Below are 12,290 nucleotides of genomic sequence, written 5' to 3'. Positions count from 1 at the left end.
ATATTGGATACTCGTAATGTTGACTACAGTGAAGGAGATCGGAGGTAGTTGTCAAGTAAGGCGCAGCGTTCCCGGAATTGCCAAGTTCGAAAACTCAGTCGATCAGCAAGGGTTCGGTTCGCCGATCTTCACGGCCGAGAGCACGGCTTCGATTTCCCCGAAAGGACTTCCGGCAGAGGGTGTCTGATCGACAACAATCCAGTTGGAATCGACCAGTTGGCGTCGACCAGCGCCAGTTGCGTCAGCACTTCTGGAGAAGAAGACTCCGGCCGACTGAATGGTGTCCTGCGCGTCTTGAAGATTCATGCACACGACGTTGGGCATGATCGCGGGAGCTGCAGCGGGCGTCACTTCCGCGGCGACTGGGGTCGTGGCCAGTGGAGAATTCGTCGTACCGGCCACCGAGGTGGTCAATGGAGCCTGAGTCGTCGTGGGTTGAGTTGTCGAGGTTGCAGTGGTGGTCGCGGTGGATGTTGATTCGGCCTCGCTGTCGGTGCTTGTTCCTGAGCACGCGGCAAGTGACGCCAAGGCGAATGCGCTGAGTCCGATGCGAACGGCAGTTGAGGACGGGCGAATCGATGTCGAAAAGAGGTGTGGTGCGCGCACAGACGTTCCTTGTCAGTAAAGGGGCGATGAAAGCGGAGATTCGAGCGCAGAGCACATCCGACGCCGTCGATGTGCCTTATGTCGAATAGAACCATAGGCTTTCGGCACCGGATTCGAGAGGAATTGCCTACATGCATTTTCTGGAACTACGACACGCGCAGTGCGAACCCCCAGCGGCGTATTCGCCCGTCCTGGAGAGCTACGGAGATGTGCAGACCGTTCTTCTGGGAACCGACCCGCTTCCTGATCACCGACGGTTCGACGCCGTGATCGTGATGGGTGGGCCGATGGGCGTCGGCGATCAAGGCGAGGTCGAGTGGCTGACGTCCGAGATCGAGTACATTCGCGATCTGGTCGAGAACGACGTCCCGGTGTGGGGAGTGTGTCTGGGTTCGCAATTGCTCGCCGCAGCGCTGGGGGCTCGCGTCTATACGGGCGCAGTGCCCGAAGTCGGAGTCGAGGAGATCACCTTGACAGCCGAGGGGCGGCAAGATTCGGTGTGGGGAGGCCTTCCCTTTACTTTTCCTGCGATGCAATGGCATTCGGACACTTTCGATATCCCGAATGGCGCGGTGCGGCTCGCCGGTTCTGCCAAGTTTCCGAATCAAGTATTCCGGTACAAGCAGAGCTACGCCGTTCAGTTTCACCTCGAAGCGTCGTCCGAGGTGGCGCGTGAATGGATGGAACTGGCCGAGTACCGCGATTCGCTGCATGCTTCGTTGGGAGTGGACGGTCCGCGCATCTTCATGGAGCAGTTGGGTGCTGCCGAGTCGCAGGGGCTCGAGATTGCCGCAGCCGTGATGGAGAAGTGGTTGAAATCGATCTCTGTTGAATAAGGCCGTTTTGTCCTGATTGACCGATTTACCTGTTACCTTGTGTTGTCGTGGGTGGATGAACCGATCCGGTCGAGCAAGACACCTCGTAGAGTCCGGATCTCCCCCGCGAAAGGGGAGCGATGCGCCGGATGCGGAAGATATCGACAGCAGCAGTGACGTGTGTACTCGCGTCGACCGCGGTCTTGGGGGCGACCCAGGCTCATGCATCCCCGTGGGATTGCAACGTCACCGGCAGCTTGGATCAATCAGGTGGGCCGACCAATCCGATTCCCTGGCTCAACGGAACGGACGGGAAACTTCCGGAATTGCAGGGCCGCACCTCGGCGGTCGAGTACATCACGGGCGCGCTCAGCCCCAACCAAACCGTCGAGCGTTTCAATGTTCTCGGCACGGATCTCGGCATCATGTGGGACAACGGCGCAGGTCAGGTCCTGACAGCCTTCGGTGACACCGTCGGCATCGGATCTGACCCCCTGTGTTCCGGGGTGGTCGGTGACTGGCGCAGCAACGTCCTGTTCCGTAGCTCGGACGGAAATCTGTCCGACGGCATGAACATCGACTCCTCGCCGACCGACCGGCCGAATCACTCGCGCGAGATCATCGGAAGTCTGAAAGTCACCGGTGTCGAAACCAGCAGCATTCCGACGACGGGTATCTCGGTGGGTGGCGTTCAATACGTCAATTACATGTCGATCCGCTCGTGGGGAGGGTCGGGCGAGTGGGTCACCAACTTCTCGCAGATCGCGTCCTCGCACGACAACGGTGAGACCTGGCAGGTCGAACCGGCCTCGTCCCGGCCCAATCTGCCGTTGACGGGTAACGACAACTTCCAGATGGGTTCCTTTGTCAAAGACGGTGGTTACGTCTACAACTTCGGTACCCCCGCGGGACGTTTCGGCGAGGGGCGCCTTTCGCGGGTCAAGGAAGCCTCCATCGCGGACGTCGCGGCGTACGAATACTGGGACGGAAAAGCATGGGTCCCCAACAATCCCGCTGCCGCTGCAGTAGTTCTCGACGGGGATGTCAGCGAACTGTCGGTGCAGTACAACAACTATCTCGGCAAGTTCGTCGCGATGTACTCCAACGAGTGGGGAGCGCTGGTGCTGCGGACGGCGTCGGATCTGACCGGCCCGTGGAGTGCACCCGACGTAGTGATCGGCACCGACGAGGTTCCGGGCCTCTACGGCGCGTACATGCACCCCTGGTCGCAGGGGCAGGACCTCTACTTTCTCGCCACCACCTGGTCCGACTACAACGTGATGCTCATGAAGACCACGCTGAACCAGTGAAGCGGATGGTTATCGTTGAACGGTGAGCACCACCGACAGCGCGCTACTGATCACCGCCCTTCGCGATGTATTGGTAGGGCCGCTACCCGAAATCGGCCGACGATTTTCGACGTTGATCGCGGACATGGCGCCGCACATTTCCCTGGTGATCTTCACCCGTGAATGCACCGGTAGGCCGCGCAAGGTCGCTGGGGATCCAGCCGTCGTCGATCGTGTGACCATCGCCGAACTCGACCGTATCCGTACGGATCTCACTGTCGGACAGATCTTTCGGGGAAAATGCGCTATCGCCGGCCGGGACCGTGAAGTACTTGCGATGCTTGATCGAACCGATACGCTTCTCGTTTTGACACCGCACCCCGTACCGGTGAAGACAGCATCCCTCGAATTGATCCAGGCACTGTTCGCGGTGACTGCAACCGGAATTCAGCTCCAGGTGCGGAACGCGAGCCCGGCATACCTGGCCGAATCGCGGGCAGCGTCATCCGAGCGAGCACGCACCGTCGCGGAGATGACCGAGGTGCATGCGGCCACCCTCGAGACGATGCTGGCGACGCTGCGCTCGGCGGATCTCGACGACACACGTGCGCGAACCTCGGCAAGGGAGACTGCGGCCTCGGCTCTGATCGGCCTGCGTTCAGCCGTTGACGTGCACCGCGAGTTGGCCGAGGAGTCGACCACCACGGCTTTTGCCCGGATGCGTGGGGAATTGCGTTCGCTGCTCAAGCATCGGGAAATCGCATTGGAGTTGGTGGAGCCGCCCGTCGACGGGCGTGGGTTACCCGGCGAAGTGGCGCACGGCGCCCGCGCGGTCGTCCGCGGCGCGGTGCTGGCATTGTCGGATCAGCAGACGCTCTCGCGAATCCGGGTGGCCTGGACGCTCGACGCGGCTTCACTCTCGATCGACATTCGCGACGACGGCGGTGGTGAAGCCGACGTGGTTGACGTGGAACGCCAATTACGTTCGAGGGTAGAGACTTTGGGTGGAACCGTCGAATCCGAGTCGACGCCCGGGTGGGGGAACCGGATCAGCGCAACCATCCCGCTCGACGCCCCCGTCGCCCTACCGAACCGCGACGTCCTCACCGAACTGGCTCCGCGGGAGTTCGAGGTACTCGAGCATCTGGTGGCCGGACGACGAAACAAGGCGATCTCGGAGCGCCTCGGCGTCAGCGAGAGCACAGTCAAGTTTCATGTTGCCGGGGTCCTGCGGAAATTGGGCGTCGAGAGTCGGGGTGCGGCGGCCGCCGCGGGCGCGGAGGCCGGCGTGAAGCCTGCACCCTAGTCCTTTCGGCCAGGTCGGTCAGTCAGTTCGACCAGGGTTGCGGGCACCTGCTTCGGGCTAACCTTTGAACGAGTGCACATATCGCAATGTGAAAACACGGCGCCATGTGACGACACGTCCTCAATCGCACGAAGCCAGGAGCAAAGCCATGCCACAGCAGGTACGCGGCGTCATCGCCCGATCCAAGGGTGCCCCCGTCGAAATCGTCCCCATCACGATTCCCGATCCCGGTGCCAACGAGGTAGTGGTCGCCATTGCAGCGTGCGGTGTGTGCCACACCGACCTGACCTACCGCGACGGCGGAATCAACGACGAGTACCCGTTCCTGCTCGGACACGAGGCGTCGGGCATCGTCGAGAGCGTCGGCCCCGGTGTCACTCACGTCGAGGTGGGCGACTTCGTCGTCCTCAACTGGCGTGCAGTCTGCGGGCAGTGTCGTGCGTGTAAGCGTGGCCGCCCGCAGTACTGCTTCGACACGTTCAACGCCGAGCAGAAGATGACGCTCGAAGACGGTACCGAACTGACGCCGGCACTCGGTATCGGCGCATTCGCAGACAAGACGCTGGTTCACGAAGGCCAGTGCACCAAGGTCGACGCCTCGGCCGATCCGGCTGTGGTCGGACTGCTCGGTTGCGGTGTCATGGCCGGCATGGGTGCCGCGATGAACACCGGCAACGTCGGACGCGGTGATTCAGTGGCCGTGATCGGGTGTGGTGGTGTCGGCGACGCAGCGATCATGGGTTCACGCCTGGCCGGTGCCAATACCATCATCGCCATCGACCGGGATCCGCGAAAGCTGGAGTGGGCGACGGAACTTGGTGCCACGCACACGATCAATGCCACCGAGGTCGACGACGTCGTCGAGGCAGTCCAGGAGCTGACCGGAGGTTTCGGTGCCGACGTGGTTGTCGACGCAGTCGGTCGCCCGGAGACCTGGAAGCAGGCGTTCTACGCCCGCGACCTCGCGGGAACTGTAGTGCTGGTGGGTGTTCCGACGCCGGACATGAAGCTGGAAATGCCGCTGGTGGACTTCTTCTCGCGCGGCGGAGCCCTCAAGTCGTCGTGGTACGGCGATTGCCTGCCCGAGCGTGACTTCCCCGTTCTGGTCGACCTGTACCAGCAGGGGCGTCTGCCGCTCGAGAAGTTCGTCAGTGAGCGCATCAAGCTCGACGAGGTGGAGAAGGCCTTCGAGACGATGCACCGCGGCGAGGTCCTTCGTTCGGTGGTGGTCCTGTGACATTGCGTGTCGATCGCGTCGTCACCTCGGGCACGTTCAGCCTCGACGGCGGAACGTGGGACGTCGACAACAACATCTGGCTGATCGGTGACGACAACGAAGTGGTGATCGTCGACGCAGCTCACACCGCGCAGCCGATCATCGACGCTGTCGGTGGACGCAAGGTGATCGGAATCGTCTGCACCCACGGCCACAACGATCACGTCACCGTTGCGCCGGAGCTGGCCGAGAAACTCGACGCTCCTATCTACCTGAACCCGGCCGACGATGTCCTCTGGGAGATGACTCACCCCGGGGTGAGGCATCTGAGCTTGGAAGATGATCAGCGTATTGCTGTGGCGGGCACGGATATTCTGGCAATCCACACACCCGGTCATTCGCCGGGGTCGACCTGCCTCTACCTGCCGGAGGCCGGCGAATTGTTCAGCGGCGACACCTTGTTCTCCGGTGGTCCCGGGGCAACCGGGCGGTCGTACTCCGATTTCCCGACCATCATCGGATCGATTCGCGACAAGCTTTTCGCGCTCCCCGCCGAGACCAAGGTCCACACCGGTCACGGCGACGGGACCACGATCGGCACTGAGGCGCCGCATCTCGAAGAATGGATCCGCGCCGGTTCCTGATGTGATCGGAACAAAGTGGGGACGCCGGTACCGGCGTCCCCACTTTTGTCACAATGCTGATGCCCAACCGGCGGTGTCGTTCTCACCCGGGATCGCCATCAGGCCGTGCCACAGTTCGAGGATCTCGAACCATTCTGTCTCGGATCGGCTGAGGGGACGTACAGATTCGTAGCCGGCGCGGAGGCTCTGCCGTACCGCGATCGGTGTCGGTCGCCAATCGGTGAACAGGGTGCCCAGATAGACGCTTGCCTTGGCCAGGTCGCTCACCCGGTGGTCGATCACCACGTCGTCGAAGTCGAGTACTCCGGTGGTCCGAGAGTTTCGAGTCAAGATGTTGGCTGCACGGAAGTCGTTGTGTACCAGTTGTGTTTGGTCATCTAGCTCGGACGCACGCGCAAGGAGGTCCACGAGCCTACGCGTTGCCTCAGGCGCGAACCCGCGGTCGAAATTCTCGAGCCAACCACCGATGCGCTCCATCAACCCGGTGCTGCGCGACGAGAAAACCGATCCGTCGACATGGGTGGCGCCGAGCGTTCGGTGTATTTCTGCCAGACATGCTCCTGCCGAACGGACCGCCGCGTGGTCCTGCACGTCCAACCAATCTCCCGCCAACTCCGGCAGTACGGTGTATGACACTGCGCACGAAGGCCCTTCCAGTGTTTCCCGGTCCAATCCGTTCAGGGAAGTGATTGGCGACGGAACGGGCGCACCCTGCCCGGCGAGTGCGCTCAGCAGGCGCGTCGACGCCTCCAGGTTCACGAAGCGCTCTGTGGCGCGCGACCACTTCACCACCAGCCCACCTCGGTCGCTCGCAACCCACACAATCGCGTTCTGGTCACTGATCGCCATTCGCGAGCACTCGAGGGCCGTCAACCCCCAAGTCTGCTCGAGTACCGCCGAGACCCAATGGGTGGCTGCGCCAAAGCTGTTGAATCCGAATCGCTCCTCCAGAGCGGCTTCCGGCTCCACCGACTCCCAGAGCATGGACAACCCGAGTGGCAACATGCTGTCCGACTTTAGTGGGATGAACACAGTCATCTCATGCGTCAGGAGCAGGTTTGCCCGATTGTGTAGCTGCGTTTTCGAGCATCTCGATTCGGTTGTTGAGCCGCTCGATCGTCATACGCACACTCCAGATGAGTTCGACGAGGCTTTCCTGCATGACGGGGATGCCCATGATGTCCGACAACTGGCGCCACAGCGCCATAGTCGACTTTCGATGGGAATCGTATGTGACTTGTAGCGCCGCCAACTGCACCTCTGCGGGTACTTGATCCTTGACATGCGAACCGAAGGGTGGGGGTTCCTGGTCAACCCACGGCGACCATCGCGATTGGACTTCTGCCTCCGTCATCTTGGACAGTCTTTCCAGTATCTCGCGGCATGCGGCGGGTGAGGAGAACACCGTTTCGAGGCATCGGTGGTAGTCCGGGGGTTGCATTTGCTTGTGTTCCGACATTGATCAGCGCTCCGCGTACTCCGTCCGGAGACGAAGGTTACGAGAGTACACCGAATCGGCCTTGGCGACAGCTGCAGTTCAGCCGCCTTGACTCAGTTCGCTGAAGATCAGGTTGGTCTGGGTATTGGCGATAGCCGGATCGTTGAGGTGTGCGCTGACGAAATCGCGAAGCCGAGTGGGGGATTCACACGACACGTGCACCAGGAGATCACGGTCCCCACTCATCAGGAACACTCGCTGAACGGAATCCAGTCCGCTCAGGTGCTCGGCAATTTCCGTCATCCGGCTCCTGGCGTGGGAGTGAATCAGAATCGACACCATCGCCGAGATCTCGAGGCCGAGTAGCTCGAGGTCGATGTCTGCATGAAACCCCTTGATGACGCCCGATTCGCGTAGAGCGCGCATCCGCGCCAGAGCGGTCGACGGCGCTATCCCGACCTTCTCTGCGAGTGCATTGTTGGGGATGCGCGCATCCCGGACGAGTTCGCGGAGAATCGCTGTATCGACTTCGTCGAGCCGAACATGATTCGGCCGAGCTGCGGCAGCTGCCCGTTCGATCGCATTTATCATCCGATTTCTCCCTGCCGTCGCGAAAATATTCAGCATCTATTGACCGCGCCCGTCGATGATCCTAGCTTTTGCCAAACACATCGAATTATCAAACGGTCGAGATCGACACAGTCGACTGTTGCGACGAAGGGGTCTGGATGCTTCCGAGGATCGGCCGACACACGGGCGACGGACACATGGGCGACTGGGTGGCACGGTTGATCGACATCAGCCCGCCGATCTCCGAATCGACGCCCGTGTGGCCAGGCGATACCGCCTTCACCCGCGCTGTTACGTCAGACCTCGGCGGCAGTGACGCCGTCACCATCAACCGAATCACCACCACTCCTCATATCGGTGCTCACGCCGATGCGCCGGCGCACACCCGCATCGACGGTGCGCCCATCGGTTCTGTTCCCCTCGAGCCCTATCTCGGCGAAGCACTGGTGGTCGACATGACGGGCGTCGACGGTGCCGCATGCATCAGGCCCGTCGAAGAGACGGTGGAGCGACTCGGCGGCCATCTGCCGCAGCGGCTGATTCTGAGGACTTACCCGAAGTACCCGCGCGAGTGGGACAACGACTTCGCCGGCGTTTCTCCGGACCTGACTCACTGGTTCGCCGACCGCGGTGGAGTTCTGATCGGAATCGACGGCGCCTCGTTCGATCCGATGGACAGCAAGACCATGGACGGGCATCACGCGGCAAGCGATCGTGGCGTCGCGATCCTCGAAGGACTGTGCCTCGACGAGGTCGACGAAGGCTACTACGAGTTGATCGCACTGCCGCTGAAGTTCCTCGACCTCGATGCCAGCCCGGTACGCGCCGTGCTCCGGACTCTGCCTTCATCACTTTCAACGCCGACACATGCAGGAGAAGAATCGTCATGACATCGACAACCACCCTTTCGTTGGAAGACTGCGTCAAGGCCGACGCAGTGGATCCCCTGAGGGAGTTCCGCCGCGAGTTCGCGATTCCGGAGGGCGTTCTCTACTTCGACGGAAACTCGCTCGGCGCGCGTCCCATTGCCGCACAGGAATGCGCCGCGAGAGTGATCGGCGACGAGTGGGGCAACGGCTTGGTTCGCAGTTGGAACGAGGCTGGATGGTTCGACCTCCCGGTCCGCCTCGGTGACAAACTTGCCCCGTTGCTGGGAGCAGGTGAAGGCGAAGTGGTAGTGACGGATTCGACGTCGATCAACCTGTTCAAGGCATTGGCCTCCGCACTGTCCATCGCGGCTGCTCAGGATCCCAGCCGGAAGGTGATCGTCTCCGAGCGCGACAATTTCCCCACTGACCTCTACATTGCGGAGGGCATCATCTCGCTGCTCGATCAGGGATACGAACTACGCCTGATCGACCAACCGGGCGACCTCACCGAAGCTGTAGGACCAGACACCGCCGTAGTGATGTTGTCGCACGTCAATTACCGCACCGGAAACCTGTATGCGATGACGGAAGTCACTGCAGCAGTGCAGGAACGTGGCGCCCTCATGATCTGGGATCTCGCACACTCGGCCGGCGCCGTCACTGTCGATCTGAGCGGCGCCGACGCCGACTTCGCGGTCGGGTGTACGTACAAGTACCTCAATGGTGGTCCGGGTTCACCTGCATTCATCTGGGTCAACCGTCGCCATCAGAACACCGGAATCCAGCCGCTGTCCGGGTGGTGGGGGCACGCGCGACCGTTCGCGATGGAGTCGGCCTACGAACCGGGCGCAGGAATACGACGGTTTCTGAGTGGTACTCAACCAATCACGTCGTTGTCACTCGTCGAGTGTGGTCTCGACGTCATGCTCAAAGCTGACATGGCCGACATCCGGAGCAAGTCGCTCGCACTGGCCGATCTCTTCATCAACCTCGTCGAGGAGCATTGCGCTGCCTACGGTTTGGAGTTGATCACGCCGCGCGAGCACGAGCGTCGTGGCTCGCACGTGAGTTTTGTTCATCCCGAGGGCTATTCCATCATGAAGGCTCTCATCGCGCGGGGCGTCATCGGCGACTACCGCGAACCAGGAGTGCTGAGGTTCGGTATCACTCCGCTCTATCTCGGATACGCCGACGTGTGGAACGCCGTCGACGTGTTGCGAGACATCCTCGAGAACAAGTCCTGGGATCGCCCCGAATTCCGCGAGCGCGACGCAGTCACCTGATTCTTTCAAGTTTCCGCGGACCGGGAGGTACCGCCTTTCGCAAGGAGCTTTCATGAGTGATTTCAAAAACATTCAGCAGCGAGAATCAGGTCTCAAACGCGAACTCGGCCCCAAGCAGATGAGCATGATCGCGCTCGGCGGTGCAATCGGCACCGGACTCTTCCTCGGCAGTAAGTTCGCCATCGGATTTGCCGGCCCGAGCGTCATCATCAGTTACGCGATCGGCGGGTTGATCGCCCTGCTGCTGATGGGTGCCCTCGCCGAAATGACCGTCGCACATGCGACATCAGGTTCGTTCGGTGCGTACGCAGAGTTCTACGTCGGACCGTTGATCGGCTTCCTCGTTCGCTATCTCTACTGGTCTTGCATCGTCCTCGCGGTCGGTACCGAGGTCACCGCGATCGGTGAATACATGCAGTTCTGGTTCGCCGACGTACCGTCGTGGCTGTGGATCGTGTTGTTCTCCGGAGTGCTGATCGGCGTGAACATGTTCAACGTCAAGGCCTTCGGAACGATGGAGTACTGGTTTTCGACGATCAAGGTCTTCGCGATCGTGGCATTCATCGTGATGGCAGCGTACGTCGTGTTCGGTAGCGGGAACCCGGACTATGGATTCCACAACTACACGGCCGGTGGCGGATTCTTTCCGAATGGTTTGTCCGGCATGTGGTTTGCCGTGATCGTATCGATCTTCAGCTACTTGAGCATCGAGATGATCGCCATTGCGGCCGGTGAGGCGGAAAACCCCGCGGTGGCGGTGAAGAAGGCGTTCCGTGTGACGATCGTCCGGCTGTTCGTCTTCTACATCGCAACCCTTGCTTTGATTCTGGCAATTGCTCCGATGGACAAGATCTTGAGCGGCGGAAGCCCTTTCGTCACGGTGATGCAGGTCGTGAAGATTCCGGGCGCAGACAGTGTGTTGAACTTCGTGGTGATCATTGCCGCGCTGTCCGCGATGAACAGTCAGTTGTACGTGTCTTCGCGAATGATGTTCTCGCTCTCCCGTGCTGGTGACGCGCCGGCCGTTCTCGGCAAGGTCAGGGCCAACGGCTCACCGGTCAACGCCCTGTTGCTGTCGACATCGGGTATCGCCGTCGCCACAATCGTCTACGTGCTTTTTCCCGAGCATGCATTCACGTTGATGATCTCGTTGTCGATGTTCGGAGCGATGGCGACGTGGCTGCTGATCTTCCTGACGCACTGGTTCTTTCGCAAGCGGATGGCAAGCGAAGGACGAACCCTCTCGTTCACGATTCCGTTCTTCCCGGTGGGGACGATACTGGGTGGTGTCCTCATGGTCGCGATCCTCGTCACGACATTGTGGGTCGAGGATTTCAAGATGACCTTGGTGTTCGGGGTGCCGTTTGTTCTTGCCGTGATCGGCATCTACTACTTCACCCGATCACGTCGGGCGCAGAGTCGAGCGGTAACGGCTGAACAGGTTCAGGACGAGATCACCGGCACGGTGGTCAAGCGGGTGCCCTGACTCGCATTGGGAATCACAGGGTTTCGGCGAAGAACTCCATAGTGCGGGTCCAGGCGAGGGCAGCAGAATCCGGGGCGTAGTGGCTGGTCGAAGTGTCGTTGTTGAACGCGTGGCCGGCGTCGGCATAGCGGTACACCCGGGCGAGATCGGACGCGGTTGCGCGCAATTGCTCGACGCTCTCCGGCGGGATACTCGGATCGAGGTCGCCGTAGTGACCGAGCCACGGGACCTGCAGTTGCGCTGCAAGTTCGGTGCCTGCCGCGATTCCGTCCCATCGGGCCTCGGCGACACCGCCGCCGTAGTACGTGACAGCGGAATCGACGAGGGGTACCGCGGCACACCACAGTGACGCGGTGCCGCCCATGCAGAATCCGAGGGAGCCGACTCTGTCTGCTCCCTCGGATCGGCTGTAGTCGACGGCGGCACGTACGTCGTGGCCGATGCTTGTGCTGTCGAGTGCCATGAGCGCATCCTTCGCGGACGGGAAGTCGGTGAAGGAGGTCTGTGCGCCGCGGTGGTAGAGATGCGGGGCGACGGCAAGGTAGCCGGCGTCGGCGAGGCGTTCGAGGATGCTCTCGATGTGTTGGTTCACGCCCCACGCTTCTTGGAGAACTACTACCGCATGTCTCGGTTCACTCGGCGAATCCGGTCGGCTGACGGTCAGCGGTACGTCACGTGTGGTCGTCGTGAAAGTTCCCATGTCCCGACTGTATGCGAGTACGGACTGTATTCGAGCACAGCCTGTAGGTGCACGGTCGAACTAGACTG

Annotated in this window: 13 protein-coding genes; 8 read left to right on the top strand and 5 right to left on the bottom strand. The window is 61.2% G+C overall.

What is annotated here, in order from left to right:
• Positions 1 to 102: 102 nt before the first annotated feature.
• Entirely contained in the window at positions 103 to 606 is a 504-nt protein-coding gene (locus tag R4P65_RS07335; RefSeq protein WP_317825997.1) for a PASTA domain-containing protein, read from the bottom strand.
• Between the two features lie 131 nt (positions 607 to 737).
• Here R4P65_RS07335 and R4P65_RS07330 point away from each other — a divergent pair, with 131 nt between their 5' ends.
• The 5 genes from R4P65_RS07330 to R4P65_RS07310 all read left to right on the top strand — a co-directional run bounded on the left by R4P65_RS07330 (position 738) and on the right by R4P65_RS07310 (position 5,876).
• Entirely contained in the window at positions 738 to 1,442 is a 705-nt protein-coding gene (locus R4P65_RS07330) for a type 1 glutamine amidotransferase (RefSeq protein ID WP_317825996.1), read from the top strand.
• 119 nt (positions 1,443 to 1,561) lie between these two features.
• Positions 1,562 to 2,731: a DUF4185 domain-containing protein gene (locus tag R4P65_RS07325; RefSeq protein ID WP_317825995.1), complete on the top strand. Its 1,170-nt coding sequence runs from the start codon at positions 1,562 to 1,564 to the stop codon at positions 2,729 to 2,731.
• 22 nt (positions 2,732 to 2,753) lie between these two features.
• Entirely contained in the window at positions 2,754 to 4,016 is a 1,263-nt protein-coding gene (locus R4P65_RS07320; protein ID WP_317825994.1) for a response regulator transcription factor family protein, read from the top strand.
• A gap of 148 nt (positions 4,017 to 4,164) precedes the next feature.
• Positions 4,165 to 5,253: an S-(hydroxymethyl)mycothiol dehydrogenase gene (locus R4P65_RS07315; RefSeq protein ID WP_007730860.1), complete on the top strand. Its 1,089-nt coding sequence runs from the start codon at positions 4,165 to 4,167 to the stop codon at positions 5,251 to 5,253.
• On the top strand, positions 5,250 to 5,876 hold the full coding sequence (locus tag R4P65_RS07310) for an MBL fold metallo-hydrolase (protein ID WP_230817361.1): 627 nt from the start codon (positions 5,250 to 5,252) through the stop codon (positions 5,874 to 5,876). The genes R4P65_RS07315 and R4P65_RS07310 overlap by 4 nt, the downstream gene beginning before the upstream one ends.
• A 48-nt stretch (positions 5,877 to 5,924) precedes the next feature.
• Here the strand turns inward: R4P65_RS07310 and R4P65_RS07305 are convergent, their stop codons facing one another.
• From R4P65_RS07305 to R4P65_RS07295, 3 genes are all read right to left on the bottom strand, one after another.
• Entirely contained in the window at positions 5,925 to 6,881 is a 957-nt protein-coding gene (locus tag R4P65_RS07305; protein ID WP_317825993.1) for a phosphotransferase enzyme family protein, read from the bottom strand.
• 34 nt (positions 6,882 to 6,915) lie between these two features.
• Positions 6,916 to 7,230, bottom strand: coding sequence for a hypothetical protein (locus tag R4P65_RS07300; RefSeq protein ID WP_139120551.1), 315 nt, complete (start codon positions 7,228 to 7,230; stop codon positions 6,916 to 6,918).
• 183 nt (positions 7,231 to 7,413) lie between these two features.
• Entirely contained in the window at positions 7,414 to 7,905 is a 492-nt protein-coding gene (locus R4P65_RS07295; RefSeq protein WP_317825992.1) for an Lrp/AsnC family transcriptional regulator, read from the bottom strand.
• Between the two features lie 137 nt (positions 7,906 to 8,042).
• Here R4P65_RS07295 and kynB point away from each other — a divergent pair, with 137 nt between their 5' ends.
• From kynB to R4P65_RS07280, 3 genes are read left to right on the top strand one after another with little or no spacing between them, the layout of a single operon-like run.
• Positions 8,043 to 8,774, top strand: a complete 732-nt coding sequence (gene kynB / locus R4P65_RS07290; RefSeq protein WP_308371346.1) for an arylformamidase — start codon at positions 8,043 to 8,045, stop codon at positions 8,772 to 8,774.
• Entirely contained in the window at positions 8,771 to 10,036 is a 1,266-nt protein-coding gene (gene kynU / locus R4P65_RS07285; protein WP_317825991.1) for a kynureninase, read from the top strand. The genes kynB and kynU overlap by 4 nt, the downstream gene beginning before the upstream one ends.
• A 52-nt stretch (positions 10,037 to 10,088) precedes the next feature.
• Positions 10,089 to 11,522 (top strand): amino acid permease, encoded by a 1,434-nt coding sequence (locus R4P65_RS07280; protein ID WP_317825990.1) that lies wholly within the window; start codon positions 10,089 to 10,091, stop codon positions 11,520 to 11,522.
• 13 nt (positions 11,523 to 11,535) lie between these two features.
• Here the strand turns inward: R4P65_RS07280 and R4P65_RS07275 are convergent, their stop codons facing one another.
• Positions 11,536 to 12,222 (bottom strand): dienelactone hydrolase family protein, encoded by a 687-nt coding sequence (locus tag R4P65_RS07275; RefSeq protein WP_069145454.1) that lies wholly within the window; start codon positions 12,220 to 12,222, stop codon positions 11,536 to 11,538.
• Positions 12,223 to 12,290 lie beyond the last annotated feature (68 nt).

Source organism: Rhodococcus sp. IEGM 1318, assembly GCF_033142465.1.
Lineage (GTDB): Bacteria > Actinomycetota > Actinomycetes > Mycobacteriales > Mycobacteriaceae > Rhodococcus_F > Rhodococcus_F qingshengii_B.
This window is presented reverse-complemented; position numbering and strand designations above follow the sequence as displayed.

What these genes read in the sequence shown, in the direction of transcription:
- R4P65_RS07330 (WP_317825996.1), top strand. Translation starts at nt 738, where the DNA reads ATGCATTTTCTGGAACTACGACACGCGCAGTGCGAACCCCCAGCGGCG.
- R4P65_RS07325 (WP_317825995.1), top strand. Translation starts at nt 1,562, where the DNA reads ATGCGCCGGATGCGGAAGATATCGACAGCAGCAGTGACGTGTGTACTC.
- R4P65_RS07315 (WP_007730860.1), top strand. Translation starts at nt 4,165, where the DNA reads ATGCCACAGCAGGTACGCGGCGTCATCGCCCGATCCAAGGGTGCCCCC.
- R4P65_RS07305 (WP_317825993.1), bottom strand. Translation starts at nt 6,881, where the DNA reads ATGTTGCCACTCGGGTTGTCCATGCTCTGGGAGTCGGTGGAGCCGGAA.
- R4P65_RS07300 (WP_139120551.1), bottom strand. Translation starts at nt 7,230, where the DNA reads ATGACGGAGGCAGAAGTCCAATCGCGATGGTCGCCGTGGGTTGACCAG.
- R4P65_RS07295 (WP_317825992.1), bottom strand. Translation starts at nt 7,905, where the DNA reads ATGATAAATGCGATCGAACGGGCAGCTGCCGCAGCTCGGCCGAATCAT.
- kynB (WP_308371346.1), top strand. Translation starts at nt 8,043, where the DNA reads ATGCTTCCGAGGATCGGCCGACACACGGGCGACGGACACATGGGCGAC.
- kynU (WP_317825991.1), top strand. Translation starts at nt 8,771, where the DNA reads ATGACATCGACAACCACCCTTTCGTTGGAAGACTGCGTCAAGGCCGAC.
- R4P65_RS07280 (WP_317825990.1), top strand. Translation starts at nt 10,089, where the DNA reads ATGAGTGATTTCAAAAACATTCAGCAGCGAGAATCAGGTCTCAAACGC.
- R4P65_RS07275 (WP_069145454.1), bottom strand. Translation starts at nt 12,222, where the DNA reads ATGGGAACTTTCACGACGACCACACGTGACGTACCGCTGACCGTCAGC.